Here is a 25,996-nt window from a genome sequence, read left to right on the forward strand (position 1 = left end):
GACCATGCCACGAGGCGACAAATCGAAATACAGCGACAAACAGGAACGCAAAGCCGACCACATTGCCGAAGGCTATGAAAAGCGCGGTGTTTCCGAGAAGGAATCCGAGCGCCGGGCATGGGCGACCGTCAACAAGGACGATGGCGGCGGCAAGAAAGGAGGCGGCTCGGGTCGTGGTAAACACACCGGACACCCCGCGGCCCACAAGGGTGGGAAAAGCGGCGGCAAGGCATCGGCTTCACGGTCAGCCGCAAGCCGATCGGAATCGGCAAAGAAGGCAGCGGCAACCCGCAAGCGGAATGCCGAGCACCATGCCCATTAACTGCTCCGCAACAGATTCGGAACGCCATGAAACCCAAGCTCGCTAATCAGGTCAGCGGGCAAAGAATTTTCGTCGTGGTGCTCGACCTCGGCGAAGAAGCCTTCGCCGCGCTGACAGCCTTCGCAACCGACCAAAACCTCGGCAGTGCCTCTTTGACTGCGATCGGAGCGTTCGGCGCCGCCTTGATCGATCTTGATGCGTGAGGTTGGCAAGCGCCTGCCCGGTTCCTTGGCCATCCATGGCGGATGTCTCTGTGGCAGGATCCGATTCAGCGTCGGGATCGAACCGAGGATTCACTACTGCCACTGCGATATGTGCAGACGAGCGACCGGCAGCGCGTTTGCAGTTCTTGCCTGGATGCCCTGCCAAAGCCTGACCTGGAATTCCGGAAAGCCAACATATCGAAGGTCTTCGCCGATTGCGCAAAGAGGCTTCTGCCCAGAATGCGGGTCGCCGCTCAGCCTTTGCTACGACGCATCGCCAACCGAGATCGCGCTGCACGTCGGTACTTTCGATGATCCGGCTCACCGGGAGCCTCGGTACAACTACGGTTCAGCGCAGCGCCTTGGTTGGGTGTGCTGCGGAATAGACCTACCGGACCGCGACACCGAGGAACGCTGGTAGCGCCGCCTGTTGCGAATGACCAAGATTGCCGATCAGGAATGCGGCCCTTTGCGACGTGGCCAGACCGTTGACAACCCCTAAGCGCTAGCCGGTTTTGATCCTTTGGGGGGCCGCATTCTCTATCGCGAGGAAAATCGCTTCGAACAGATCCTCGTCCCGGAAGGGCTTGCCGAGCAAGGGCACGTCGGCTGGCCGATCGGCAATCTCCCGGGCATCGGCATAGCCCGTGATCATGACCGCTGGCCAGTCCGAGCGCAAATTGCGCGCGAAGCGGATCACGTCGACGCCGGATACGAGTGGCATGGCGAAATCGGTGATAATGACGTCGAACTCGTCGGGAGTGCGCTCCATCATGGCCAGCGCCTCCGCCCCTCCTCCCGCGCAGGTCACCTCGAAACCACGCTGGCGAAGGGACTCGGCGGTCAATTGCCGCAAAACATGGCTGTCGTCGATCAGGAGGATTGATGGGTGCTCCATCCCGGCATCGGCGAACGCTCGTTCAATGTCGGGTTCCACCACAGGATCGACCGGCTGTTCGGTCGATCGTGGCAGCCAGAGTTGCATGGTAGTTCCGCGGTTGACGACGCTTTCTATGCGAAGTGTCCCACCTGACTGCTTCATGAAGCCGTAGACCGTGCTGAGGCCGAGGCCCGTTCCCTTACCGACCGGCTTGGTGGTGAAGAACGGTTCGACGACCTTGGCGACAAGATCGGGGGGTATGCCGGATCCGGTGTCCTTGACGGCGATCATGACATAGTCGCCCGGCGGAATATCCTCTGTTGGCGTCCCGATCGATCGATTCTGCGCATGCACGGTTATTGTCCCGCCAGAGGGCATGGCGTCACGCGCGTTGAAAACCAGATTCATCAAGGCCAATTCAAGTTGGCCTGCATCGACATGCACCGGCCAGATCGTGTCATCGATCTGCCAGTCGAAACGGATCAACCCCCCCAGCACGGGCGCCACCAATCCGTTCATCGTGTCGCCCAGCGCAGCAAGGCGCACCGCTTCCGGCTTCAGGGTCTGGCGCCGCGAGAATGCCAGCATTCGCGCGACAAGGTCAGCGCCTTGTTTTGCAGAACGCCGCGTCAGGTCGAGTACCTGTTGCGCCTGATCATCCAACGTAGCCCGGCGTTCAAGCAGCCCTAACCCACTGAGAATTGCGGCGAGCAGGTTGTTGAAATCATGCGCCAGGCCGCCGGTTAGCTTGCCGATAGCGTCGATGCGCTGGGATTGAAGCAGCTGATCCTCAAGACCGCGCCGCTCCGTGATGTCAAGCAATGTGCCGATAATTTCCGGTTCACGGCCATCTGACCCGTCCGACATCACGCCCTGGTCGAGAAAAATGCGATACTCGCCATTGGCGCAATGCCAGCGGAACTCGCACGTATAGGAGCCGGTGGTTTTGGCCGCCAGCAGCGCTTGCTTCAATCGCGGCAGGTCGTCGGGATGAACGCGGTTGAGACCGAACTCCGGATCCGATGTCAGGTATTCAGGCGCAAAGCCGGTCAAGCGCTCGACGCCCTCCGTAACAAAGCGCGCCGCGAAGGGTGGCTCGGCTGCCCGAGCATGAAAGCAGACCGGCAACGAATTCAGGATGGCATCCTGCCGTTGCTCGGCGCTGCGCAGCGCGCGTTCGGCCTGAAGCTTGTCCTTGTGCGCCTGCAACGCCTGCGCCAATAGTCCCTGCTCGACCTCCGCCTTGCGCTGGATCTCGAGCGTCTTCTCGTGGAGTTCGACGAAAACCGCGACTTTCGAACGCAGCATGATCGGATCGAATGGCTTGAACACATAGTCGACCGCGCCGGCATCATAGCCGCGCAGCATATGCGCATCCTCCTTGTTGATGGCGGTCAAGAAGATGATTGGGGTGCGCTTGGATTGCTCGCGCTGGCGGATAAGTGCGGCCGTTTCATACCCGTCCAACCCTGGCATGAGGACATCCAGGAGAATGACGGCGAACTCCTCTTTCAGCAAAAAGCGCAGAGCCTCTTCGCCCGATTGGGCGCAGATGACCTCTCCGATAGTCGCGAGCACTTCGCTGATCGCCAGCAGATTGCGCTCATCGTCGTCCACCGCCAGGATACGGGCTCTTGCCGGCCCTTCGGCAAGAGCTGCCACCTCAAGTTTCCTTACCCTGTTTCTTGCCAGCTTTTGCATCGAACGGCCGTCAGTTCGCTGCCAGGAGAATTTTTTCCGGGCTCTCGACACGGGATCGGGCACGTCCGATCCAGACACGAAGCAGCGCCAGCAGGAGATCCAGATCGACGGGTTTGGCGATGTAGTCGGAAGCCCCGGCATCCAGACATTTTTGCCGATCCCCCTTCATCGCCTTTGCGGTGACGGAAATCAGCGGGATATGAGCAATCGCCGGTGTGCCGCGAATCCGCCGCATCGTCTCGTAGCCGTCCATCTCCGGCATCATGATATCGATCAATGCCACGTCGACATCGGGCGCCTGTTCAAGAAGCGCGATGCCATCACGGCCCCGCTCGGCATGCAGAACCTGTATGTCATAGGTCTCCAGAACACTCGTGAGCGAATAAATGTTACGAATGTCGTCGTCGACGATGAGAACTTTCGCCCCGGCGAGATCGGACTTGCCGTTATGTTCAGTTCCTGCCCAGGCCTCTTGACGACCTTCTCCCGGCAGCGTTGCCGAAATATGCAGCGCCAATTGAGCGAAGTTCTCCGCCCGCGGTGCTTCCGCCAAGGCCGGGTTCAATGCCAGTACCTGTTCAAGCGCGTCCGGGTGAGGCGTAAAGAACAGCAGCTGCGGCAAGGCTTCGCCGAATTGGCCGGTGATCTCGTCCAGCGCCTTTGCGTTGTCCTTGGCGGAGCGTCCAAAGCCGAGCACGACGGCATCATAGGAGGCGAGGCCAACGTCTTCTGCATTTGCCGCAACACGACCGATCGCGGTGACCGACGTTACGCCGTCGCGGATTGCCTCGACCAGCGCCAGACGCCGCTCCGGGTCAGGGTCCACGACCAGAACGCGGCGCTGAACGCGGAGCTTCTTCGAGTGGATATCCTGAAACACCTTCATCAGCTCGTCCGAGGAAACGGGCTTGGTGGAAATGCTGGACGCCCCCTTGCGTGCGAGACTGTCGATGTCTTCGGCACCCGAGATGACATGGATGGGAATTCCCCTCGTCTTCTGGTCATGCCGCAGCAGATCGAAAAGCACCCAGCCATCGATATCCGAAAGTCCGAGATCAAGTGTGATTGCGTCGGGAACGAGCTTGCGGGCCAATGCCAGCGTGCCGGAACCTGCAGTCGACAGAACGCCTTTCAGCCCGGCCGACCGGGCGAGGCCAAGCAGCAACCCGCCAAAGGTCGGATCGTCTTCGACGATCAACACGATCCGATCGGTGGGTAGGATTGAATCGCGGTCGTCGATCAGCTCTGCCGAGGGCGGACTGCTGAGCAGAGCTGTCGCAGCAACTGCCTCCGCCGCCGGAGCCAAGGTCGACTGTACTGTCGTCACGCGGGGGCCGTCGAACGGGATGATGAGGGTAAATGTCGACCCCTTACCCGGCGTGCTTTCGACCCGCAATTCGCCGCCAAGCAAGCGAGCGATCTCGCGGCTGATCGAGAGCCCAAGGCCGGTGCCGCCATACTTGCGGCTGGTGGTGCCGTCGGCCTGCTGGAAGGCCTCGAAAATCAGCTTCTGTTTGTCTTCTGGAATGCCAATGCCGGTGTCGGTGACGGCGATCGCGAGAGCCTTCACCGGCTGCGTCGCGCCATTGCGGCGGCCGGCCTTTTCAACCCGGAAGTTCAGGCTGACCTCGCCTTCCGAGGTGAATTTGAATGCGTTGGAAAGCAGGTTGAGGACAATCTGCTGCAAGCGTTTCTCATCTGTGCGGACCGTGTCGGGAAGCGCCGGATCGACCTTGATGGTGAAGCCAAGTCCCTTGTCGGCTGCCAGCTGACGAAAAGTTCGTTCCATATGCTGGCGAAGATGCGTCACCGGCATATCGTTGATGTCGATGGAAACAGTGCCCGACTCGATCTTCGACAGATCGAGGATATCGTTGATGAGGCTGAGAAGATCGGTTCCTGCCGAATTGATGGTGCGGGCGAACTCTACCTGTTTTTCGTTGAGGTTGCCGTGCTGATTGGTCGCCAGCAGGTTTGACAAAATGAGCAGCGAATTGAGCGGCGTGCGCAGTTCGTGGCTCATATTGGCCAGGAATTCGGATTTGTATTTCGACGTGAGCGCCAGTTGCTCGGCTTTTTCCTCCAGCGCGCGTCGCGCCATCTCGATTTCGAGATTCTTGTTTTCGACCTGCTTCTTTTCGTTCTCGAGCAGCTGCGCCTTTTCCTGCAGCTCCTCGTTCGTCGCATGCAGCTCTTCCTGCTTTTTTGTCAGCTCGGTTTGACGCGCTTGCAATTCCGACGTCAGCAGTTGCGACTGCTTGAGCAGGCCCTCCGTGCGCATCGTCGCAGCGATTGTGTTGAGAACAATGCCGACGGATTCCATGAGCTGGTTGAGGAACGACTGGTGTGTGTCACGAAACTCGCCGAACGAGGCGAGCTCGATGACGGCTTTGACTTCATCCTCGAACAGAGCAGGCAGGATGATGACATTGGCTGGCGAGGCGCTGCCAAGACCAGATGTGACCCGAAGGAATTCTGGCGGCACATTGTCCAGCATGATGGCGCGCTTGTCGGCGGCACTTTGCCCAACCAGGCCCTCTCGCAGATCAAGCCGCTGCTTGATGGCAGCTTTGCTCTCGGCGCCATAGGAAGCCGCCAGCTCAAGATAGGATTCCTCCTCGTCGCGATTGGTGACGTAGAACACCCCATACTGGGCGTTCACCAGAGGAGCGAGTTCGGACATGATGAGCCGCGAGACGGTGGCAAGGTCGCGCTCGCCTTGCAGCATGCGCGAAAACCGGGCGAGATTGGTCTTCAACCAGTCCTGCTCGGCATTCTTCAGCGTCTGATCCTTCAGATTGCGGATCATTTCGTTGATGTTGTCTTTCAGCGCGGCGACCTCGCCGGAGGCTTCGACGCTGATCGAACGGGTAAGATCGCCCTTGGTCACCGCCGTCGAAACCTCGGCGATGGCACGCACCTGGGTGGTCAGATTGGCAGCGAGTTGATTGACATTGTCGGTGAGGTCGCGCCAGAGGCCGGCGGCACCTGGCACACGCGCCTGACCACCGAGCTTGCCCTCGATGCCCACCTCACGGGCGACGTTGGTCACCTGGTCGGCAAAGGTGGCAAGCGTCTCGATCATGCCGTTGATGGTGTCGGCCAGCAGGGCGATCTCTCCCTTCGCGTCGACCGTCAGTTTGCGCCTGAGATTGCCTTGCGCGACCGCCGTCACGACATCGGCGATGCCGCGCACCTGATTGGTCAAGTTCGTCGCCATCAGGTTGACGTTGTCGGTCAGGTCCTTCCAGGTACCGGCAACACCTTCGACGCGCGCCTGGCCACCAAGCTTGCCCTCGGTGCCAACCTCACGCGCGACTCGGGTGACCTCGCCGGCGAAGGAGTTCAACTGGTCCACCATGGTGTTGATGGTCGACTTGAGCTCCAGGATTTCGCCCTTCACATCGACGGTGATCTTCTTCGACAGGTCGCCGCGCGCCACGGCGGTCGTGACTTCGGCGATGTTGCGCACCTGGCCGGTCAGATTCTCGGCCATCGAGTTCACATTGTCTGTGAGATCCTTCCACGTGCCGGCAACGCCGCGCACCTGCGCCTGGCCTCCCAACTTGCCTTCCGTGCCGACCTCGCGTGCCACGCGCGTGACTTCCGAAGCGAAGGAATTAAGCTGGTCCACCATTGTGTTGATGGTGTCCTTCAGCTCCAGGATCTCGCCGCGGACATCGACGGTGATCTTCTTCGAAAGGTCCCCGAGCGCCACGGCGGTGGTTACCTCGGCGATGTTGCGCACCTGGCCGGTCAGGTTGGCCGCCATGGCGTTGACGTTTTCGGTCAGATCCTTCCACGTGCCGCCGATGCCGCGCACCTGGGCCTGGCCGCCGAGCTTGCCATCGGAGCCGACCTCGCGCGCCACACGTGTCACTTCCGAAGCGAAGGAATTGAGCTGGTCGACCATCGTGTTGATGACGTCCTTGATCTGCAAGATCTCGCCCAGCGCGTCGACGGTGATCTTCTGGGTCAAGTCGCCGGTCGCAATGGCCGTTGCCACCTTCGACACGTCACGCAACTGCACCGTCAAATTGCCGGCCATGGCGTTGACGTTGTCGGTCAGATCCTTCCAGGTGCCACCGACGCCTTCGACATGCGCCTGGCCACCAAGCTTGCCTTCCGATCCCACTTCGCGGGCCACACGCGTGACCTCAGAGGCGAAGGAGTTCAGTTGGTCGACCATCGTGTTGACGGTGTCCTTGAGCTCCAGGATCTCGCCTTTGACGTCGACGGTGATCTTCTTCGACAGGTCGCCGCGCGCCACGGCGGTGGTGACTTCTGCGATGTTTCGAACCTGGCCAGTCAGGTTGGCGGCCATGAGATTGACGTTGTCGGTCAAATCCTTCCATGTGCCGCCGACGCCCCTCACCTCTGCCTGGCCGCCCAGCTTGCCTTCGGTGCCGACCTCGCGTGCCACGCGCGTCACTTCCGAGGCAAAGGAGTTCAGTTGGTCGACCATCGTGTTGATGGTGTCCTTGAGTTCCAGGATTTCGCCTTGCACGGCGACCGTGATCTTCTTGGACAGATCGCCCGACGCGACCGCCGTGGTCACCTCGGCGATATTGCGCACCTGACCGGTCAGGTTCTCGGCCATCGAGTTGACGTTGTCGGTGAGGTCCTTCCAGGTGCCGGCGACGCCGCGCACCTGCGCCTGGCCGCCAAGCTTGCCTTCGGTGCCAACCTCGCGTGCCACGCGCGTGACCTCGCCCGCGAATGAATTCAGCTGGTCCACCATCGTGTTTATCGTGGATTTCAGCTCGAGAATCTCGCCCTTCACGTCCACCGTAATTTTCTTCGACAGGTCGCCCAAAGCCACCGCGGTCGTCACTTCGGCGATGTTGCGCACCTGGCCAGTCAGGTTCTCGGCCATGGAATTCACATTGTCGGTCAGATCCTTCCACGTACCACCAACACCCTCAACGCGCGCCTGGCCGCCAAGCTTGCCTTCAGTGCCGACCTCGCGCGCCACGCGCGTGACTTCCGAAGCGAAGGAATTGAGCTGGTCCACCATCGTGTTGATGGTGTTCTTCAGTTCTAGGATTTCGCCCTTGACATCGACTGTGATCTTCTTCGACAGGTCGCCCGACGCGACCGCGGTCGTAACCTCCGCGATGTTGCGCACTTGCCCGGTCAGGTTCGTGGCCATCGCGTTGACGTTGTCGGTCAGATCTTTCCACGTGCCGGCGACGCCCTTGACCCGGGCCTGGCCGCCGAGCTTGCCTTCCGTACCGACCTCGCGCGCCACGCGCGTCACCTCGGAGGCGAAGGAGGCCAACTGGCCGACCATGGTGTTGACGATCTTGCCGATGCGCAGGAATTCGCCACGCAGCGGTCGGCCATCAATTTCGACCATCATGGTCTGCGACAGGTCGCCCTTGGCGACGGCGCCGATAACGCGCGCAACCTCAGCCGTTGGCTGAACCATGTCTTCTATGAGATCATTGACTGAACGGACACTGGATTCCCAACTGCCGGTGGCATTGCGAACCCGGCCGCGCTCGCCTATCCGCCCTTCCTTGCCGACGACCCGGCTCAAGCGCTCGAACTCGCGCGTCACTTGGTCGTTGAGGTCAGCGATCTCATTGAAAGTCTCAGCTATCTCGGAATCGAGGCCTTCATAAACATTGTCGATGCGGACGGAGAAATCGCCGCGCCGGAAGGCTTTCAGAGAATTCAGGATGCTTCGACGGTCCAATTGCTTCTTGGATGCCTGCACGGTCACAGCGCCACTCCCAGCCCTATGGATTTATACGGATAAAGTTGCCCCCGCGGCCAATGGTGGATCGCGCCGCAAGACCCCAAACGCGGCATCTTCAATTTTGTTCCATCGTGCCGTGAATTCCAGGCCGACGGTTGCGCCTTGGTTTGAACGCCGGATTTTCATGATGCGGTTGTGGATTTATCCTGCTTCAGCCGACCACGACACGTCATAGCCGTTTGCCATTGCCAGAGAGGCATGAATTGCGTTGCGCAACTCGGAAGGCGAGGCAGCCACCCGGTGGTCGAAACTCACGGCAATTTTCTTGCCGGACATGGCATGGACCATAAGCCCGACAATTCCTCGTCGTCGCAGCGACACTCAGGAAACCTTGCGCGGATTTCATCGACCGCAAACGCCGTCGAGATAATGTCGTCAGCGCGATAGCCAGAGATCACCGCGTAGACTGCGCTATAGGTTTCAAGGTCAATGACTTCGGTTTTCAGCACATCATCCTCCCTGCGGAAGGCCGACGGCAGAGGCGCCGGATGTCTCGCAAAGATTGCTAGATGCCGGCATCTAGTCTTCGGCGCTGTATCCTGTTCATTCTATGACGGTTGGCCGCGCTGTCGATAGCTCTGCAAGGCTTTGTACGCTTCCAGACACTGATTCACGCGAGCGACCAGATCAGGCAATCGTGCCGTTCTTATACGTTTTCCGGTTCACTGTAGTGCCGTCCGCCAACTGAAACAGTCCACCCGACCAGAATGACGATTGTCGGCCCTTTCACTTGAAGCCCCCAGATCAGCGAGTGAGTTGTGGCCAACACTCCAACACCTCCGCCATGCTGGCCGCCTCAATCTGCTCACTGAAGCGGGAATGGTAGACTTCCATCAGTGCGTCATGGGTCTGGTCGGCAGAGCTGCAGATGGCATCGGTGACGAGAATGACGCGAAAGCCACGATCGATGGCGCCAAGCACGGTCGCGAGAACGCAAACGTCGGTTTCGCCACCGGTGATCACGAGCGCACGCACGCCGGAGCCACTCAGCAGCGCGTCGAGCCGCCCCTCGGTCCAGGGCGAATAGACGTGTTTGTCGACCACCGTCGCCGGCGGTACAAATCGTGCAAGTTGAGGCATCAGCTCGATCAGGCGCGGATCGATGTTGGAAAGGGTTACCTCCGCCCACCGACGATAGTAGTTTGCCCACATTCCCGGCGCCTCGCCCGGGCGGGCGGCAGGAATGAAGCGCGTGAACAGGGTACGGCTAGCATGTCTGGCGACCAGTTCTTCGATCGCCGGGACCACCTTTTCAGCCCACGGCACGGGCCAAGGTCCACCCGGCGCAAACAGGCGCTGCATGTCGACGCACAGATGCAGGCCATCGTCGCCTATTGGTCCGTGAATCAATCCTTGGGCGGCCACTGGTGGATTCCGTCGGGTTTGGGTTACTGGCCTGCCTGCCGCGCTGCATCGGCCTCAGCCACATCAACAGTGTAAAGCAATTCACCGTTTTCGTTGGATACCCTCACAAGCCAGCCGGACAGAGCGTCCGTGCCAGGCTGCAGGTCGGCGAGAAGATCGATTGCGCAGCGGATAGCTTCGGACCGGGCCGCCTCAAGGCTCGCCATCCTCGACGGCGGTATGCGTCGGCTGGTTTCGCCATCGCGATACTCAAAGACATATACGTCGCCGGCGCCGTCGCTTGCAGAGGTTATCTCGACCTGGTCGAAATTGCCGTTGCTGCTCGCGTCATATTCATTGGCTGCGAGATCAAAGGTCGCTGTCTGGACCAGGATTGCCTTTGCGCGGGCAAGCACGTCATCTTCAGCTTGTATCCCGACGTTTGCCATGTCCACCGTAACGCAGTCGCCGCCCTCGCCGCAAAATATCACCCGGCGAACCGACTGCCCGTCTGGCGCCCTGGCATTCACCACTTCGGTCCGAACGACTTGCATGACACTCTCCTGCCTGTGTCTGACAATGTTCATGGTGCGGTTCGGTTCCTGCGGATGCAGGGCGTCGGCCCGGCTGTCGAGACTGACAGGACTTCCCCACCGGACATTCACGGTGCACCGAGCCCCCGCCGCAGGAACAATTCGAACGGAAACGCGTTGCCCTAGCTGGAAACGGGATAAGCGCAAAATGGCCGCGCCACGTGCTGCCTGGAAGGGCTTCTTGAAGGTTGGTTCGGTTACTTGCGGCGTGAAGATTGTCGGCGCAACCAGCGAAGCATCCAAGATCCATTTCAAGATTTTGAACCGCAAGGACGGTCTGCCGGTCAGGAGCGTCTACGCCGACGAGGAGACCGGAAAGCTGGTGGATGCAGCGGATCAGGTGAAGGGTTTCGAGATCGAAAAGGACGAATTTCTCCAGATCGAACCTGACGACATAAAGGCGTTGAAGCTGACGTCGAAGCACACGCTCGAAGTCGGCGAATTCGTATCGATTGACGATATCGATACGCGCTATCTCGAGAAGCCCTACTATCTGATCCCGGCCGACGGCGCCGCAATCGAAGCATACGGAGTGATCCGCGATGCCATGAAGAACAAGGGCGTGGCCGCTCGATCCTGCGTGGTGCTCTACCAGCGCGGCCGCGAAGTGCTGATTCAGCCCTATGGCAAGGGGATGGTGATGACCGAGCTTCGCAACCACAACGAAATGGTTTCGGAAAGCACTGTGTTCGATGGATTGGCCAAGCAGAAATACGACCCCGATCTGCTCGAAATCGCCGGCATGCTTATTGACAAAAAAGTGACGACCTTCGATCCCTCGAAATTTGAAGACACCTATGAAGACGCGCTGATCGCCATGATCGATGCAAAGCGCAAAGGCAAGAAGCTGCCGAAGCCCGCACCAAGGCCACAGGAGAATGTCATCAACCTCGCTGAGGTGCTGAAGAAGAGCCTCAAACAGGAAGGGCTGGCGAGATCCACAAAGAGAGCCTCACCGAAACGCAAGACAGCATAGTTGATAACTGCCTAGCCAGAAGGTCCGCACAGCAGCCCCAGCCGCCCCTAAATCGCTCGGAACAATTCTCGCGGTTGCCCGTTGGCCACCAAGGACGATGCCGTATGCCGAGATCAAGAACGTCGACAGGGCAGTCCTCAAAGAGTCAGAGGCAGCGGATGCCAACATTGCGCTCAAAGGAGCCGGAACGCAGGACTCTGATCGGGCGCCGACAAGCCCCAGGACCGCTGGCCATCGGTAAAAATACATGGGGTGTGAAAAGACCCTTTCGCCTCCAGACGCGGCGACGCGCGACCTGTGGCGGGCCGAACCCCACGCCCAAGCGAAACCCGGAGAATAGATGTGCCCCCCAAACCAGAGCCAACCGAAGAGCCGCCAGTGGATGCGCCGACGTGGACGCCGGACATACGCGAGCCTGAGCCGGATCTTCTTCCCGACGAAGTGCCAGTTCCTAATCCGGACGAGAACCGTGATCCGCCAAAGCGAGGCGTGGTGACAGACTGAACAACGGGTTTGGTCCGGCATCCTCCTGCAAAGGCGTTTATCTCGCCGCCGGGTTCAAGATCGCCAGTGAAATGCGACTGGATTTGGCTACGCCGAATGCTTGACGGATTTGGTCTCCATAGTGTGGACCTGCCGACGCTTCGCCAAGCCTCATTTTCCAAGTATCTGTTCGAACGTGCATTGCTTCGGGCTTTTGTCAGGACGCCATCGCAGAAATTTGGTGCCATGACGGAAACGATCCCCGGTGACATGATCGAACCGCACCTCCGCCACCAGTTCGGGCCGCAATGGCTCCCATTGTCCGCTTCTTTCCGTGCTCCACCGACTGGGACCGCCCGGCGCTTTTCCCGTGAAGCCAGGAGCCGATCGCAAAGCTTCAAGTTGTCGCGTAAGCTTGGCCCTGTCCTCCCGGGCGATCGTCGAAGTGAACCCGACATGGTCGAGTTGCCCCTGGTCATTGTACAGACCGAGCAACAGGGAGCCAACTTCACGCGACTTCGCCAGGTAGCGGAACCCTCCGACGACACAATCGGCCGTGCGCAGGCGCTTGACTTTGACCATGGCGCGCTCGCCGGGCCGATATTCGTCATCGAGAAGCTTGGCAACGACCCCGTCGGTCGAACCTTGTCCGGATTGGCCAAGCCATCTGCCTGCCGCCGCCAAATCAAGCGTTGCCCGAGACAGTTCGAGATCCTTTCGCCCGGCCGACTTTACGAACAGTTCGAGTGCAGCGCGCCGAACCGAGAGCGGCTGTTGCATCAAGGCGCCCTCGGAGGTCGCCAACATGTCAAAGAGGATCAGCTTTGCCGGCGTCGCGACCGACAGTTTCCGGATCCTGCTTTCCGCCGGATGCAGCCGCATCTGCAAGGCGTCGAAAGAAAGAGAGCCTGCAATTTCGATGACGATCTCACCATCGACCACGAACTCTTTTGTTTTCAGTTCATGCAACATCGCGACGACTTCCGGGAAATACCGCCCTAACGGCTTGCCGGATTTTGCACGCAACTCCACGGCCGCGCCGGCTTTAAAGGCCAGGCAGCGGAACCCGTCCCATTTGGGTTCGTATTGCCACCGGCCAGCATCGGCCGGCAACGTGTCGGCAGCCTTTGCTTCCATCGGCGCCGTGCTCAACGCAACGCCGAAAGACGATTTTACACTCGTCGGCAGATCGCGAGAGATGGCAGATTCGCCCGTCATGAAAGTTCCGTGGACAACGATGGAGATCGACTCAACGCAGCATTGGTGCCGGCTTTGGAAAAAATCATGCTCCAACAGCGTTAGGTCATGATGAGATTTCAACCAATCTCATCATGACCTGGGACGGTCTACTCGGCAGCCTGCATGTTGATCTTGCTTTCCGCCATTTCGGTGAGCTTGCGATCGGTCGCCTGCTCTTCTTTCAGGTTCTTGGCCAATACGTTGGCGCAGTCACTGCGGCCAAGCTGCTTGGCCCAGGCGATGAGCGTGCCATATCTGGTCATCTCATAGTGTTCGACCGCCTGCGCCGACGCTATCAGCGCCGCGTCTAGAACCTCCTTGTCGTCGACGTCGCCGCTCACATCGTCGGCTTCCTCCAGAATGCCGTCTATCGCCGGGCAGTTGACCTCCTTGGCCTTGACGCCATGCAATTCGAACACCTGTTCGACGCGCTCGATATGGCCTTTGGTCTGCTCGAGGTGTTTTTCGAATCCGGCCTTCAATTGCGGATCGGTTGCCTTGCCGATCATCTTCGGCAGCGCTTTCTCGATCTGCTTTTCGGCGTAATAGATGTCGCGCAGCGTGTGCACGAAGAGATCGTCGAGTGTCTTGATGTCCTTCGAAAAGAAGCCCATGGCCTTACCTTTCATTGTGCAGAAGTTCGGGTCCGGCGGCGGCTCGCCCGCCACCCGCGGAGGCCGGGAACTCGTCCCGGCTTGCTGGTCAACGCACCGGTGCCGGAGGAGTTCCTGATTCCGAGCCGGCCGTTACTCCTTTTCGGGACGCTGCGGTCCATCTCCGGAGGAGCTTTGACCCGAACACACGTTCCATGGTCCAGGCGAGGACCCTCAGGCGCACGCCGGCGCGGAAAAACTGACGGCCAGGAGAGCCGAAACGTGCTGTGCGCCGCAAGCTCTCGCAGGCGATGGCTGCCTCGGCAGATGCAATGCCAGCGCCGGGCGCGCACTATTGTCGGGAGAACTCCTGGTCAAGTATGCGAAGGCCCTCTTCATATTTGGCCGCCGACGCTCCGACCTGCCTCGACTGCCAGATGTTGTCCTCCAGATCGGCGCGTTTTACGGGGAGCGCCACTGGGTTCGACGCAGCCCGCCGGACAAAGGCGAAATACTCCTCATCCGGCCTGCGCGACATGGCATCGACCGCCGCGGTAATTGTCGGTCCGAAGCCTGCTTCTTCGAGCTTGGCGCGGGTCCAGCCCTCGCCTTTCTCCAGAACGTCATGAAGGTAGGCAACAGTCTTCTGATCGATTGTCTCGACAGCGTCGACGACACGGCGGCAATGCTCGATGTAGGGCCGCCCGGTCTTATCGCGCTGCGACGCGTGAACCTCCTCCGCAATCTTTGCCGCCTGGTAGAAAATGCTCATCGCGCCTGTCGTTACCGTGATTGACTCTGCCTGATGAAACCTATTCGACGATATGTGGCGTGTGTCGCTTGTCCTCGGCAGGGTCGACATCGATACGGGCCTTTTCCGGATCGAAAGCGCCGTGACCTGCAATAGCCAGAGCAGCCGCATCGGGCGTTTCGTAGGCCCACATGAAATCATCGGAAGAACTGCCGACGGCGTGGACACGCCAGTAGCTTGCGGTGCCTTTGAGCGGGCACCGGGTGGTGGTGTCGGTCTTTTCGAAAAGATCGAAATAGATGTCCTCGAAGGGGATATAGAAAACGGGCTCGTGCCCGTCTTCACGCAGGACCTTCGCCCGCTCCGTAGCTGCGACGATGGCGTCGGAAAACCGCACCGTCACCGTGCCGGAAAACGGTTCTATGGCCAATCGGCCAAGGTTTTGCTGTGAAGTTGCGCCTGAAGTTTGCATCTGAATTTCTCCCTGGCGATTACCGCAAGATGCCTGGAGACGAAATGCGCGGCGGCGCTTCAGGTTCCGGCATGTCCGATGAAGCTGAATGGCAGCCGGCCTTAAAGCGCCTACCGCCCGCCGTATCCAGCAGTACTCGTCAGTAAGGCGCGGTAAAATGCTCGTCCAACCCATTCGAAGACTTTGGAAGGACGACACGGTCGTCGCTTCCGTGGAGCGTCAGGGCTGGCACCGAAATGATCTTCGCCGCCACTTGCCGGCGGGCGAGTTCGTGGCTGGAGATGCTCCAGCTGTTTGGCCGTCGTCAGCTGCCGCCTCATGTACGGGCTCCGGGGCGGCCTCAGTTGCTGCCAAGTGGGCCGCAAGGTCCCTATAGACCTTGCCCCTGCCGCCATCGTGTTTAGCGATCAGGCCAAGTAGGTCATGACGGCTTAGCTTTGCAATCTTCATTAGGAATTCGAATTCGTGCTTCGGAATCGAGGCTGCTAGGCGATCGAGTTTGGCCCGCCGGGTCTCTTTGGACACATGTGCTCCTATGTATCCAGGCAGCATGCGAGGCACGTATTCGGAGGCCCGCCATTGTCTTGATGGCGGGCCTTCGGGCGGCCGAAGCCGCTAGGTCCATCGGCTACTTGTTGCAATTTTGCACGGTCGAGGTCGTTGCGCCACTTGCAGTGTTGTTATCGATGTCATTGCCTGCGGCGTCCTTGCAACGGTCGGTCATGCCGTTCGATTTTGTAGTCGAGTTTGTGGAATTCGGATCGGTTGGCACGGCCGCATTCCCGCTGCCAGTGCCATTGCCAGCGGCGCCGCCGCTGCCAACAGTTCCAGTACCAGTTCCATTACCCGTGCCAGCCGTTCCGCCAGCACCCGTTCCATTTGTCTGCGCCAAGGCGGAACCGGCCAAGGCAATAGTTAGCACCGACGCGGCTAGAATTTTCTTCAACATTGGAGTCTCCGTGTTTGAATCGCCGAATTGCGATCGCTTTCCCAACGACAGGTTTTTCTCATTGTTCCCGGCGTAATGGATTGTGATCCGCAGCAGCCTTCGTCGAGGTGGATACTCTTGCCGGCGAACGAATTGTGATGAGACCTGACAAGGCAGGATGGGCTTTGTTCAACACCAAAGCGATATGTTGGGCGCGGCTGCATGCATCCGACGCGGATCGCGATGCGGAATGTGGGCAAGACGGGTTACAACAGAAGCGGCGATCAGAGCTGAGACCGAACCGGGCGCCTTGATGTTAATCTGACGGTTGAATCTCAAGACCATTCCGACGCAGGAGCAGAAGGCATGCCGGCTCAACTCGAAGGATTTACAATCGCTCTGGCTCACAACGGGGATGCACGAACGCAGGCGGCCGCTGCGCTCTACCGACAAAATATCGAACAAACCGGAATCGATGACCGGGCAGTGATCGGCGCGGAGCTTACCGACCCCTCGGGAAAGATCTGGGGTGGAATTTGGGGCAGAACGGAACTGGGGCTCCTGTTTCTCGACATGTTCTTCTTGCCTGAAAAATTGCGTGGCCGATCCTATGGATCACAGCTTCTTATGGCGATTGAGGAGGAAGCCATTAGGCGCGGATGCAAGAGAGCCGTCGTCGAGACGAGCAGTTTCCAGGCGCCTCAATTTTACCGGCTTCATGGGTTTGAGGAATTCGGCAAAGTCGAATTCGTTATTCCAGGACAGGCCCGCATCTTCCTTCGCAAGAACCTGCAGTAATCTTTGCGGAGGCGCCATCTGCGCGAACGGCTGTTCGCCGGCAAAATGCCGGCGCCTTAGCCCTCCCGAGCCGTAGCCATCTACTCCCGAAGGTCCTTTTGCCCTTTCCATCCAGGAAGCTCGGTCATCGGGCATAGCAGCCGCGGTCGCGCCGGATCGGAGATATCGAGTTTATCCCAGGGAATGCGGTACAGGCCGTCGCGGCGGCGCAGCCGAAGCAGGTCGAGCATCGCGATGCCGATGGTCGAGGCCGACAGACGCTCGAACGCGGCGTAGATGCCAACGTGGAATTCAGTAACGACGAGCTCGTCGCCACGCTGTTCGGCGAGAATCTCTTCGATGTGACCGATGCTCTTTCCACGCTGCGAGAGCACGCGTCGCCCGGCAAGATGTTCGAGGTTGACTGTCCTCATCATCACGCTCCTGGGATGCGCCCGATGACATGATCGCGCAACCAGTCCTGCCAGGCGAAAATCGACGTCTCGCCCACCTCGATGTCACATTCGATGTCGAGCCCGTTGTCCTGCACCTTTTTCCACGCAATCCTGTGTGGCTCGGCGTGGCGTTTGCCACCCACCCTCGTCGCCAGTTGCGCCATCCATTCCCCGGGCCGCGCGCCAAGGCGGCGCGCCAAAGTGATGGAGCCGAGTTCTATCGCGACAATCCTTGGTGGTTTGCCCCGCCGCAACTCGGCCACCACTCCGTCGACCTTGCCGATCTTGACCCGCCGGCGGTCGAACACCTGCTTGTCCAGGAGATCACGCATCAATTCCATCATGTGCCTCCGAATATCTGCAGCGGAATCGTCACCACGGCGAGCACGAAGGCAAGCGCGATAATGAAGACAACGGCGGCATTCGAAATGATGCCGTTGCGATGTTCGCCGACATATCGTTCGTCATTCAGCAGGAAGAGAAATGGAACTACCGTCAGCGGAAGGCTCGCCGCCGTTACCGCCATGGAAAAGATGGTCAGCCTCAGTGGGTCGAGGCCAAGCATGATCGGAATGGCGGCCAAAAACAATGATGCCGTATAGACGGCACTGAAGCCCGGATCATCGCGCGGCTTGCGATCCTCACCCCACGTCCAGCCAAAGCCCTGTGCCACCAGATATGCCTGTTGCAACCCGACTTCGAGTGCGGCGCCGAAACAGGCAATGGCGAGCGAGGCAACGAATAGAACGAACCCCCAGAAGCCGAATATAGGGATCAGCATCAACGGCAGTTGGTGATAGTCGTCCACCTGGTCGATGCCGCGCGTCGCGAGAACGAGAGCAGCGACGATCAACACGCCGATCGAAATGGTCCCACCGAAGGTCATGCCCAGCCCGGCGATGGCACGATTGGCCCCAAGGTGGCTTTCATCCCATTTGTCCTCGATAGCTCCCGAGGAATAGAACATGAAAAGATAAGGCGATATCGACGCGCCGAGAATGCTGGCCGCCATGAACCAGTAATTGATGGCATCGTGAGCCGGCAGCGAAGGCACGGCGCTGCCAGCGACCGCTGTCCAGTCGGGCTTTAACATCACCGCACCAACCACGAAGCACAGCGTCACGAGGCCGAGGACCGAAACGCCTTTCTCGATAAAGCCAAACGTGCCTTTCCACAGCAGCAGCCATGCCAGCAACGCCACCGGCAGTGCCCACCACTGGAAGCCTATGCCGGTGGCAAGTTCGAGTGCGATGGCCACACCGCCGATCTCAGCGGACAGCACCATGAAATTGACGAGAAGGACGACGAGCAACGGCCATAGGAAGACGTTGAACCCAAATCTTTCACGAATGCCCTCTGAGATCGTGTGATGGCTCATCGCGGCGAACCGACCGGCCATTTCAACCAAAAAGATGATGCATATGGTGCCGAGAACTATGGCCCAGATCAGCTGGAATCCGAAGGCGGCACCCGCCTGCGCCGCCGTAGCCATCGACCCGACTTCGAGGAAACCTCCGACACTGGTGACGACGCCAAGCGATATTTCCAGAAGCTTCTTCACGGTTTTGGTCCGAAAGCGCTGGTGTAAGCGGCGGCGAGCGAGCGCATGGCCGCCCGAAGATCCTGTTGTGCGCTTTTCACCTCAGTGCGATTGTTCACCCGCAATCCCGCCTCGGCATGCGCCACCGCCACCGACAAACTGTTGACTGCTGCCGTCAGTCCTGCTCGCCCGGCTGGTTCAGCGGTCTCGGCCGATCGAATTTGCGCCTCGACATCGGCCAGCGTTTTTCCGACCGAGTGCAGTGCGGCCGTGGCATAGGCGGACGGTGCCGCTCCCTCCACCCAGGCATCCAGCACCATCGATACGGTCTGTGCCGCGGAGGCCGCTGTTCGTGATTGCTGCGCCACCTGATTGGAAGACGAGCATCCGGCCAACCCGGCTAGCATCAGAAGCAAGCACAGCCAGCCAACCGGAAAATGACGGTCGTTATGGGGTACAGCGCGCGTTGGATGCGCCACGCGGATTTCCTCCCCGGCCCGAACCAACTGCGTCCGGCATCAATGATCTAGAGCGCTCGGAGAGCTCGTCAAACGAAACCGACGACGAGCCTGTGAGGTCGGCTAGTCCAACGTAACAAAACGCTCCATCCCGGACAGCCGTTAAAAGAGGGGGGCCCGCGCTTCTCTTTGGCGCGGAGAAGCGCGGGCAGATCGGGCTGAGGGGATGACCCGATCGCGCAGCATCAACATGGGAGGGCAACAACGCTGCACGGTTCGAACTTCCAACCGGGCCACTTGTTCCAACTTCAACTGATCCGTTCTGAGTACTCAATCCATGCGTTTGGGGGGCCTTTTTGAAGGTAGGCCATGGCGAGTTCTCATGGCGTAGAACGGTTTTTGTCGCAACGGCCCATCCATGAATGCGCGCGACGACCGCGATGACGACCGTCGCCTGACCGTCATGACAGCGCACGATCAATCCAGCCCAAACGCCGCGGAACAATTGTGCCCACTCGTGGTTCCGATGGCACGAAGATGGAGGATCTGATGACGGACGCCAAACTCGCTGTGGTGACCGGCGCCTCGAGTGGCATCGGAAGGGAACTCGCAAAGCTGTGCGCTAAAGACGGCTACGACCTGATCATCGCCGCCGACGAGCCGGCTATCCGGCAGGCGGCAGAGGCACTTGAGACCCACAATGTAACGGTCGAAGCCATTGAGGCCGATCTGGCGACCGTCGAGGGCGCCGATCGGTTGATCTCCCAAATCGGCGATCGCGATATCGACCTGTTGTTTCTCAATGCGGGACGCGGGCTCGGCAACGGCTTCGTCGACCAGGACTGGCGAAAAGTCCGCCGGATCATCGACACCAATGTCACCGGAACGGTCTATCTGGCGCATGAGCTCGGCGCCAAGATGGCCCGGCGAGGCCGCGGGCGCATCCTGTTCACCGGATCGATCGCCGGCTTCATGCCCGGCACATTCCAGGCCGTCTACAACGGCACGAAGGCGTTCATCGATTCCTTCTCGATCGCGCTCCGCCATGAGCTGAAAGATAGCGGCGTGACGGTCACCGTGCTGATGCCCGGCCCCACGCAGACGCGATTCTTCGAGCGCGCTGAAATGATGGATACCAAGGTCGGCTCCGATGAAAAGGACAATCCGGCCGATGTCGCCAAAACGGGTTACGAGGCGATGATGGCCGGTGATGAACAGGTCGTCAGCGGTTGGAAAAACAAGCTGCAGGTCGCCGCCGCGCATGTCACGCCGGCAGCCACTTTGGCCGAACAGCACCGTAGGATGGCCGAGCCGGGGTCGGCGTCCAGCGACTGAGCTGATATTTCGCGTCATCAAACGGGCTGGCATTCGCAGAGACCGCATGTGCTGCGGGAGGCAATCTATCGCTGCCGCAAGGCGGCACCATCTCGGTTCCCGGCGTCTGTGTTGGCCTGGTCGATCACATCCCGTTTGGCGGCGATGAATGGGGGACCGGCTTTCCGGATGGGCCAGACGCATACGCAACGCTACCTGGAACCTTTATTGGCGATGGTCCAGAACGACGAAATCGATCCCTCTTTCTGATTACCCACCGGCCGATCTGGAAGCAGGGCCGGTCTGTACAAGACGTTCCGCTACAATCAGGAGGTTGTGTCAAAGTGGTGATGCGGCCTCACGGCCGAGACGGGCAAGGCGAGCGACACCTCACTGCAATCACAAGGGAACATTCGCGTCGACGGCCGGTTAGGTGCCACTTCCGTAACGGTCACCTGCCGTCAAAGCGAGCCCATGATGAACCACGACCAGCATGACAATGTACCAGACGCAGCGCGTAGACTTGTCGCTGGAAGCATGGCGGGAGGAATTCTCGCCGCTTATGCTTCCACGGCGTCAGCCGATACGGGAACAGTGCCTGCTAAAGCAGGCCCTGCGAGCCCGATGCTCAAACAGAATCCGGTGACGCAATATCCCCAGCCGCCGTTCAAGCCACAGGAACAGAAGTGGCCGGGTTTGGCCAGCAAGATGGTGCCGCGCCCGGATCACGGCGAAACGACCTACAAGGGACCAGGCAGGCTTGCCGGTCGCAAAGCGCTGATAACCGGCGGCGATTCCGGAACCTGTCGTGCGGCGGCGATTGCATTCGCGCGCGAGCGTGCGGACGTTGCTTTCGGCTACCTCCCCGAAGAACAGGAAGACGCCGACGAACTGGTGGACCTAATAAAAGCGGCAGGTCAAAAGGCTTGCCGGCGATATCCGCAATGAGGCCTTTTGCAGAAAGCTGGTCGATGAAGCAGCAACGCCCCTCGGCGGTCTCGACATCCTGGTCAGCAACGCTGCCCGCCTCACTAGAGTCCACGGTCCTCAAAAAGGGCCGCCAGGCCCACCGCTCCTTAGGCGTGGTGGGCTTTCAGTCTGTCTACAGGAGGAACCAATGGCTGGCGATGATATAGAAAGAAGGCGACTGCAGATGTTGATCGAACAATATCTGGAGACCCGTAAGCGACGGCACGATTTCGTGTCGATCGCGAATGCCGAACTCGCGATCAAGGCTGTCATGCCGCATTGCCCGGTGTCGAGCGCAGCGTTGGCAGAGATGATTGCCGCTGGCGCCGTCACTTACGGCCTTGGCGTCCTATTCGACGCGAGGAAAACCGAGGGCGAACTGCCCGTTGTTTGATAAGCTCACACGGCTGACCAATCGTCGCGAACTTTCGCCCAGCGCTGGAGTACGCCAGACCGCGAGCATGCCAATCGTGCCGGCCGGATCGCAGGCACTTGCCGGCGACGCCGGCTCGGGCCTGGACCCGAATGTCGTCGCATCTCTGGTGAAAAACCAGTGTCTTTGTGCAGTTATCGGGCTTCTCGTTGGGTTGGCACCGTTCCGCTGTCCTGGTGTCTTGCCAAAGCTGTCGGTTGAACACCGAGCATATTTCGCACGGCCTCGACCAGCGCGGCAGCCCACACGGGTTTTGACAGCATCTTGTGATGACGCAAATCTTGCGGGATGTCGGATGCCGTGTACCCACTGACGAAAACAAACGGAATTCCGCGTTGCGCTAGAAGAGGGACAAGGGCAGCGCTGGTCTCGCCGCCGAGACCAATGTCCAGGACCGCAGCAGATATGACTTCACTCTCGATCAGCTTTTTCGCGCGAGCAACGGACGGCACTGGCCCGGCGATGGCGAAGCCGGCCTCTTCCAGGATTGCGCGGTGCTCCTCCGCGACCAGCCATTCATCTTCGACGACAAGGATACGAGATGCAGTCACGTTTCGCTCTCCCGATGATCAAACGGAAACTCAATCCGCAAGCTCAAACCATCGGAACCGAAAGATGTTTCAAAATTTCCGCCAAGCCGATACTCAATTTCGCCCTTCACCAGCGAAAGACCAAATCCCGTCTTCTCAGGCGGACTGACAGCGGGACCGCCGCTTTCTAACCATTCGAGCTGAAAACCGTGATCCGACGCCGACCAAGTCACGGACACCACGCCGTTTGGCACGGACAAGGCGCCATATTTTCCAGCATTCGTGGCAAGTTCATGGATCACCATGCCAAGCGACAGGCCCTGCTGAGGCTTGAGCCGAATGTCCTCGCCTGTGGTGTTGATGCGTTCCAGCCCGAACGGCTCGACTTCCTGCCGCACGATTTCCTCGACCGAGACCTCTTTCCAGCTTTCGCGCGAGAGCACTCCGTAGGCCCGCGCCATGGCGCGCAGGCGACCGATGAGCGCTTCGGCGAAAGCCTCCGAAGAGGGAGCATTTTTCAGGGTCTGACTGGCAATGCTGACCGTAACAGCCAGCATGTTCTTGACCCGATGGTTGAGTTCCGAGATCAATACCCGCTGGTGGGCTTCGGCTTCAGCCATGGTCGTCACATCGACAAAGGTCACCACCACGCCCTGGATTTTCCGCGCGCTGTCGCGGTAGGGGATCAGCCGCACGAGATAGTGGATGCCGTTGCTATCGCGCGGCAGCTGGTGCTCGATCATCTCGCCGGCCCTGAAAACCTGGGCAATATGGTCGCGCAGGTGCGGATAATCGAGCCGGCTGGCAAGATCGGTCAGCGGTCTTCCGATGTCGGTCGGCAGCAAGTTGAAGAACGAAGACGCCGCCGGCGTGAAGCTGCGGATAACCAGCTTGGTATCGAGAAAAACAGTCGCGATCTGTGTGCTCTCGAACAGGTTCTTCAGATCGCTGTTGGCACGATCGAGATCCTCGATCTTGGAAACCAGTTCGGCATTGATGGTGTTCAATTCCTCATTGAGGGACTGCATTTCTTCCTTGGAGGCCTCGAGCTCCTCATTGGAGGACTGGGCTTCTTCGTTGACCGAGACGAGTTCCTCATTGGAAGATTTCAACTCCTCCAACGCGGTCTCATATTCTTCGATCGTCGATTGCAGGCGCTCGCGCGTATCGCGGAGCTCGCGTTCGAAATCAGCAATCCCAGATGCCACCGGCTGTCGAACCTTTAGAGCCTCCAGCCGCGGCTGCGGCTGGCCCACCGGCTCGAACAGGACGAGAAACAGCGGCTCGCCGCTGCCGCGATCAGTCAAGGGCTCGATCGTCAATGTGACGAATTGGACACGATCTTCATCTTCTTCAATGGCTATCGCTTCGCGCACAACCGTGCGCCGGCCCTCGGCGGCTTCCCGCAAAGCGCCGCGCAATTCCAGACGCAGGCCGCTGCGTGCCATTGTGAGCAATTGTCTGCTCGGCACCCCTTGCGGCGGCTCGAGATATTTGCCGGTTCGGACCGAGTAATAGACGACATCTCCATCACCATTGACGACGACGTGAGCCGGAGCGAAGCGTTCGAGAACCTGCGCTTCAACGGTTTGCCTTAGGGAATAAGACAAGCCGCGGCGGGCATGTGTGTCATTGGCGCTGGAAAAGTTGGTTGCAGGCGCAGCATTCAACAAGATCGGCAGCCGCGGCGGCGCCGAATGTTCTCGTGCCTTGAAGATCCGTTGTTTCTTGTCGACCGGTGCAAACAGGTCGGCATGCTGGCTTATGCTTTCGGAGGTGCCAAGGAACAGATAGCCGCCGGGCTTCAGCGAATAGTGGAAGGTCGGAATAACCTGCTTTTGCACATCGGGGCCGAAATAGATCAGGAGGTTCCGGCACGACACCATGTCCATGCGCGAGAAGGGTGGATCGCGGATGACGCTGTGCGCCGAGAAGATGCAGAGATCACGTACGCTCTTGCTCAAGATGAAACTTGTGCCGTCATTGCTGAAGAAGCGTTCGCGACGTCCAGGCGAAACGCCCGCAAGCAATGACTCCGGATAGCGCGCCGAACGTGCGATGCCCAGCGCCGCGTCATCGATGTCCGTGGCGAAAATCTGGATGCGCGGCACAGCCGAAAGTGTATCCATATGCTCGCGCATCAGCATTCCGATCGAGAAGACTTCCTCGCCGGTTGCGCAGCCGGGCACCCAGACGCGGATCGTATCGTTGGCGTCCTTGCCTTCGAAAAGTTTGGGGATGACGGTTTCTTCCAGGGTCTTGAAAGCGTCCGTGTCGCGGAAGAAATTTGTCACGTTGATCAGCAGGTCGCGAAACAGCGACCGCACTTCCTCCGCATTTGAACGAAGCAACTCTATATAGGCATCGATCGCGGTGTTCTGCGTTATTTGCATGCGTCGCCTGACGCGACGCAAGAACGTCTTGGCCTTGTAGCCCGAGAAATCATGTCCCGAATGGCTGCGCAGGATCGCGTAGATTTCCTCCTGGCCCTTGCGGAGTTTCAAAGCACTGGCCTTGCCATCGTCAGCTTCAAGCTCGTCGAGCAGTTCAAAGCTATGGGCAAATTCCATGAGTTTCGCACCCATCTCATCGGCCGGGATGGCGATATCGATCAGACCGGAACTGATCGCGCTGCGCGGCATGTCGGGATTGCTCGGACCCGACTCGTCGGAGAGTTGCGCCAGCGTCAGGCCGCCATGCTCCTTGATTGCCTTGATGCCCAACGTACCGTCGGAATCGCCGCCCGACAGGACGACGCCGACGGCGTATTCGCCCTGATCCTCGGCCAGCGCGCTGAAAAAGATATCGATGGGCTTGCGCTCCCTGGACACCGAATTCGGTTGGCGCAGCTTTAGGCTGGAATTTTCGATGGTGAGGATCGCGTTGTGCGGCATCACGTAGACGGTGTCAGGATGGATATCCATTGCATCTTCAGCGACACGAACCGGAATTCCGGTGTAAAGCGCAATCACTTCGTGCAGCAGACTTTCCCGTTCCGGGCTGAGATGCGTGACGATCACGAACGCCATCCCGCTCGAAGACGGCATCCCGCGAAAAAATCCCTCCATGGCGGCAATGCCGCCCGCAGAGGCGCCAATACCGACTATGGGGAACCTCGGCAGCTTTTGCATCAATTGTCCTGCTTCAGTGAAATGCAACGCGGCAGCGCTGATTTCGATCCAATGTGTAAACCGTTCCTGGTCGAATTCCCATCCCGCACCGCCGATAGCCACGGAACCGATGGACGCGACCGCCGTTTAAAGCCCGGAGG

At 59.5% G+C, this 25,996-nt stretch carries 23 protein-coding genes and 1 pseudogene; 8 read left to right on the plus strand and 16 right to left on the minus strand.

Going from position 1 to position 25,996, the window contains the following annotated elements; genetic code table 11:
• Window positions 1-4 precede the first annotated feature (4 nt).
• The 3 genes from NLY36_RS06075 to NLY36_RS31715 are packed head-to-tail and all read left to right on the plus strand — an operon-like array spanning window position 5 to window position 946.
• The gene (locus tag NLY36_RS06075; protein ID WP_023736045.1) at window positions 5-322 is read left to right on the plus strand and encodes a hypothetical protein; all 318 of its coding nucleotides are present in this window, start codon (window positions 5-7) and stop codon (window positions 320-322) included.
• A 26-nt stretch (window positions 323-348) separates the two neighbouring features.
• A complete protein-coding gene (locus NLY36_RS06080; RefSeq protein ID WP_023668086.1) occupies window positions 349-525 on the plus strand; it encodes a PCC domain-containing protein in 177 nt (58 codons plus the stop codon).
• Window positions 518-946, plus strand: coding sequence for a GFA family protein (locus NLY36_RS31715; protein ID WP_084026208.1), 429 nt, complete (start codon window positions 518-520; stop codon window positions 944-946). The genes NLY36_RS06080 and NLY36_RS31715 overlap by 8 nt, the downstream gene beginning before the upstream one ends.
• 84 nt (window positions 947-1,030) lie before the next feature.
• Here NLY36_RS31715 and NLY36_RS06085 read toward each other — a convergent pair whose 3' ends face one another.
• From NLY36_RS06085 to NLY36_RS06105, 5 genes are all read right to left on the minus strand, one after another.
• Window positions 1,031-3,106: a PAS domain-containing hybrid sensor histidine kinase/response regulator gene (locus tag NLY36_RS06085; RefSeq protein ID WP_023704642.1), complete on the minus strand. Its 2,076-nt coding sequence runs from the start codon at window positions 3,104-3,106 to the stop codon at window positions 1,031-1,033.
• 10 nt (window positions 3,107-3,116) lie between these two features.
• Entirely contained in the window at window positions 3,117-8,828 is a 5,712-nt protein-coding gene (locus tag NLY36_RS06090; RefSeq protein ID WP_031198412.1) for a HAMP domain-containing protein, read from the minus strand.
• A 293-nt stretch (window positions 8,829-9,121) separates the two neighbouring features.
• Complete coding sequence (locus NLY36_RS06095) at window positions 9,122-9,319, minus strand: hypothetical protein (RefSeq protein WP_156933214.1); 198 nt, start codon at window positions 9,317-9,319, stop codon at window positions 9,122-9,124.
• 295 nt (window positions 9,320-9,614) lie between these two features.
• The gene (locus NLY36_RS06100; protein WP_023687850.1) at window positions 9,615-10,235 is read right to left on the minus strand and encodes a cysteine hydrolase family protein; all 621 of its coding nucleotides are present in this window, start codon (window positions 10,233-10,235) and stop codon (window positions 9,615-9,617) included.
• A gap of 23 nt (window positions 10,236-10,258) precedes the next feature.
• Window positions 10,259-10,801 carry a DUF6894 family protein gene (locus NLY36_RS06105; RefSeq protein ID WP_023700055.1) on the minus strand — a complete coding sequence of 181 codons (543 nt, stop codon included), beginning with the start codon at window positions 10,799-10,801 and terminating at the stop codon, window positions 10,259-10,261.
• Here NLY36_RS06105 and ku point away from each other — a divergent pair.
• Complete coding sequence (gene ku / locus NLY36_RS06110) at window positions 10,800-11,783, plus strand: non-homologous end joining protein Ku (RefSeq protein WP_502882029.1); 984 nt, start codon at window positions 10,800-10,802, stop codon at window positions 11,781-11,783. The genes NLY36_RS06105 and ku overlap by 2 nt on opposite strands.
• 654 nt (window positions 11,784-12,437) lie before the next feature.
• Here ku and NLY36_RS06115 read toward each other — a convergent pair.
• The 5 genes from NLY36_RS06115 to NLY36_RS06135 form a co-directional block, all read right to left on the minus strand.
• The gene (locus NLY36_RS06115; RefSeq protein WP_050591512.1) at window positions 12,438-13,484 is read right to left on the minus strand and encodes an ATP-dependent DNA ligase; all 1,047 of its coding nucleotides are present in this window, start codon (window positions 13,482-13,484) and stop codon (window positions 12,438-12,440) included.
• Window positions 13,485-13,612: 128 nt separating this feature from the next.
• Window positions 13,613-14,119 (minus strand): YciE/YciF ferroxidase family protein, encoded by a 507-nt coding sequence (locus tag NLY36_RS06120; RefSeq protein ID WP_023668075.1) that lies wholly within the window; start codon window positions 14,117-14,119, stop codon window positions 13,613-13,615.
• 331 nt (window positions 14,120-14,450) lie between these two features.
• Window positions 14,451-14,870, minus strand: coding sequence for an HD domain-containing protein (locus NLY36_RS06125; RefSeq protein WP_023681173.1), 420 nt, complete (start codon window positions 14,868-14,870; stop codon window positions 14,451-14,453).
• A gap of 40 nt (window positions 14,871-14,910) precedes the next feature.
• Window positions 14,911-15,321 carry a DUF427 domain-containing protein gene (locus NLY36_RS06130; protein WP_023704637.1) on the minus strand — a complete coding sequence of 137 codons (411 nt, stop codon included), beginning with the start codon at window positions 15,319-15,321 and terminating at the stop codon, window positions 14,911-14,913.
• Window positions 15,322-15,949: 628 nt separating this feature from the next.
• A complete protein-coding gene (locus NLY36_RS06135; protein WP_031195797.1) occupies window positions 15,950-16,270 on the minus strand; it encodes a hypothetical protein in 321 nt (106 codons plus the stop codon).
• Window positions 16,271-16,615: 345 nt separating this feature from the next.
• Here NLY36_RS06135 and NLY36_RS06140 point away from each other — a divergent pair, with 345 nt between their 5' ends.
• Window positions 16,616-17,047 carry a GNAT family N-acetyltransferase gene (locus NLY36_RS06140; protein ID WP_023736048.1) on the plus strand — a complete coding sequence of 144 codons (432 nt, stop codon included), beginning with the start codon at window positions 16,616-16,618 and terminating at the stop codon, window positions 17,045-17,047.
• An 80-nt stretch (window positions 17,048-17,127) separates the two neighbouring features.
• Here NLY36_RS06140 and NLY36_RS06145 read toward each other — a convergent pair whose 3' ends face one another.
• From NLY36_RS06145 to NLY36_RS06160, 4 genes are read right to left on the minus strand one after another with little or no spacing between them, the layout of a single operon-like run.
• Window positions 17,128-17,460 (minus strand): hypothetical protein, encoded by a 333-nt coding sequence (locus tag NLY36_RS06145; protein ID WP_023736049.1) that lies wholly within the window; start codon window positions 17,458-17,460, stop codon window positions 17,128-17,130.
• A 2-nt stretch (window positions 17,461-17,462) separates the two neighbouring features.
• Window positions 17,463-17,825, minus strand: coding sequence for a hypothetical protein (locus tag NLY36_RS06150; protein ID WP_245260251.1), 363 nt, complete (start codon window positions 17,823-17,825; stop codon window positions 17,463-17,465).
• Window positions 17,822-19,042, minus strand: coding sequence for an NRAMP family divalent metal transporter (locus NLY36_RS06155; protein ID WP_023668066.1), 1,221 nt, complete (start codon window positions 19,040-19,042; stop codon window positions 17,822-17,824). The genes NLY36_RS06150 and NLY36_RS06155 overlap by 4 nt, the downstream gene beginning before the upstream one ends.
• The gene (locus NLY36_RS06160) at window positions 19,039-19,500 is read right to left on the minus strand and encodes a hypothetical protein (protein ID WP_245260252.1); all 462 of its coding nucleotides are present in this window, start codon (window positions 19,498-19,500) and stop codon (window positions 19,039-19,041) included. The genes NLY36_RS06155 and NLY36_RS06160 overlap by 4 nt, the downstream gene beginning before the upstream one ends.
• Before the next feature lie 528 nt (window positions 19,501-20,028).
• Here NLY36_RS06160 and NLY36_RS06165 point away from each other — a divergent pair.
• The 3 genes and pseudogenes from NLY36_RS06165 (at window position 20,029) to NLY36_RS06175 (ending at window position 22,156) form a co-directional block, all read left to right on the plus strand.
• Window positions 20,029-20,814, plus strand: coding sequence for an SDR family NAD(P)-dependent oxidoreductase (locus NLY36_RS06165; RefSeq protein WP_023736051.1), 786 nt, complete (start codon window positions 20,029-20,031; stop codon window positions 20,812-20,814).
• 603 nt (window positions 20,815-21,417) lie between these two features.
• Window positions 21,418-21,820 (plus strand): annotated as a pseudogene (locus NLY36_RS06170) (SDR family NAD(P)-dependent oxidoreductase); the annotation flags it as partial.
• A gap of 90 nt (window positions 21,821-21,910) precedes the next feature.
• Window positions 21,911-22,156 (plus strand): hypothetical protein, encoded by a 246-nt coding sequence (locus NLY36_RS06175; protein ID WP_023725497.1) that lies wholly within the window; start codon window positions 21,911-21,913, stop codon window positions 22,154-22,156.
• A gap of 173 nt (window positions 22,157-22,329) precedes the next feature.
• Here NLY36_RS06175 and NLY36_RS06180 read toward each other — a convergent pair whose 3' ends face one another.
• Window positions 22,330-22,746, minus strand: a complete 417-nt coding sequence (locus NLY36_RS06180) for a response regulator (RefSeq protein ID WP_023700039.1) — start codon at window positions 22,744-22,746, stop codon at window positions 22,330-22,332.
• On the minus strand, window positions 22,743-25,856 hold the full coding sequence (locus tag NLY36_RS06185; protein WP_023736052.1) for a CheR family methyltransferase: 3,114 nt from the start codon (window positions 25,854-25,856) through the stop codon (window positions 22,743-22,745). The genes NLY36_RS06180 and NLY36_RS06185 overlap by 4 nt, the downstream gene beginning before the upstream one ends.
• Window positions 25,857-25,996 lie beyond the last annotated feature (140 nt).

The organism is Mesorhizobium sp. C399B, from assembly GCF_030323185.1.
Lineage (GTDB): Bacteria > Pseudomonadota > Alphaproteobacteria > Rhizobiales > Rhizobiaceae > Mesorhizobium.